Annotated in this window: 1 protein-coding gene; it reads right to left on the bottom strand. The window is 41.8% G+C overall.

Features of this window, described 5'->3' with window-relative positions; translation table 11 throughout:
• Positions 1 to 1,012: 1,012 nt before the first annotated feature.
• Positions 1,013 to 1,870, bottom strand: an 858-nt coding sequence (locus ACRC28_RS09390; protein ID WP_438543190.1) for a hypothetical protein, incomplete at its 5' end; no start/stop codon positions are given.

Here is a 1,870-nt window from a genome sequence, read left to right as displayed (position 1 = left end):
TATATGTCGTGCCCCGACCCGCTGCTGCTACAGTTTACGACTTTAATAATGTAGCCAAATATTGCAGTCGGAGCATACAATAGAAAGCATGTAATATAACTCTTGATTAGAATAATGAATATCTCATAAAATGACAATTATTAATTAAACCAACTATGAATTATATCACACACTTTGAGCCAGGTTTCCCACTTTAAAGATACTCTATATATATATATATAGTATTGGAGCCCAAACATATGATGTACACTTAAACGACACGACCTCTCTCAACTGGAGGAAATAGAAATATAGTTCCACGTTGTGTTAATATATAAATTCTAAGCGTCCCACTCAGTTCGTCAACTGATGGCGACAAATCAGTTTTTCATCTATAGATTTTCGGATCCCTTAAAGCATCCGTCCCGCTAGTCTCAGCGTACGGATCAAGTCTTGATAACTGCTACTCGAGGACGTCTAACATGAAACCCTTATTTAATAGTTATAAATACATTCATGCTAAACCCAAACCTCATTAGTACAGTATATATCAGCGTGCACACAGGTAGCTAATCTGGTCACCGCTGAACCTCCAAGTCACTTATAGTGAAATGAGGCTTTTTCTCAAATGTCGACGTCAAAGGTGGTAAAGGTTAGAAATAACACTTTAAATCCAAAAGGCAAAAACATCAGTTAGTTATTCCGAGAAGATTAATCGTTCTGAGTAGTTGTTGCTACTCATTCTGTCTCAAGGCCAGATCCTTATGGGATCGCCGAGACGGGAATAAGACAGAGTCCGGATCCCCGTGACTCTGTTGATGCCTTAGCTTAGAAACTACGCGAAAGAGGGTGTAAATTCTCTCTGTAGTGAAACATGCACTGTTTGTGACTGTTCGAAGTTATATTTAATGTGTTAAATGTGTAGTTTCTATATATTCTATATTAGAGTGATTTTAACTAAAGGTTGCCAATAGCTTACTACTTGTAGCGACCACGGGTCCTACAAATTCCCCCCTCCTTTTTAGAAATCCCCCTAGGCTGTTGATTGTAGGATAGGTAGAGTGGTCTCGATAGGTATGTTGAGGGCGCGCGCTGCATCGTGTAACGTTCTTCCCTGGTACATTGCAATGCGTTGCTTGAGTTTTTGCGCGCTCCGCTCCGTTTTTAAATGGCGAATCTTGAGAGGGCAATGGAGCTCTTTCGTGGCTATAAAGTACGCAGTACCACCTGTGGGCATAGGTCTTGAATCCCAAATAGCTTCAACTTCCAATGGAGATAACTCTCTCACATCTCTTCTGCTCACAGTGGTCTCCCGCTCCTCAGTTTTGACGGGGGTCATCATATTCACAGCTGCTAAAGCGGTTGTCATTTCCGGTTGAGACTCTGTAGCGGTAGAGTATCGTTCACCACTCCTGTAGTGATTTTGCTTTCCAGGTACTCCATATTCCTGCATAATGTCTTCTTGTCGATGTTTTGCGGTTATTGCCCTGACCTGATTTAGATACTCCAACACATCTCCTTTCCATGTTACCTTCTTCAACGCACGGATCACCGCGGTTTCAGATTGGTACAGTACGTTCTGCCTTAGTAATGAAAAAAATTCATCTGCATACATTGGCTGCTTGGGGTCTCGTTTTTCGATTTTGTTCTGTAACCACCATCTCCAGTTTGGATGAAGGAACTGATCAATCTCTTCCATCTCCATTTCCATCGGTATCTGTCGTTTTTCTATGTACTTTTGAATATCCGTGATCCAGAACTCCAAATCAGTGGCGTGCTCATCAAGGGTATTTGGCAATGGTGCAGGTGGTATCGCTGACGTCGTCATTCCTGTAAGGCCGTTTCTGAAGTCCCTCATGGTTCTCTGTATCTCCATAATTTCCTTTTGCAT

The sequence above is a fragment of the Clostridium sp. genome (genome assembly GCF_051650885.1).
Taxonomy (GTDB): Bacteria; Bacillota; Clostridia; order Clostridiales; family Clostridiaceae; genus Clostridium.
This window is presented reverse-complemented; position numbering and strand designations above follow the sequence as displayed.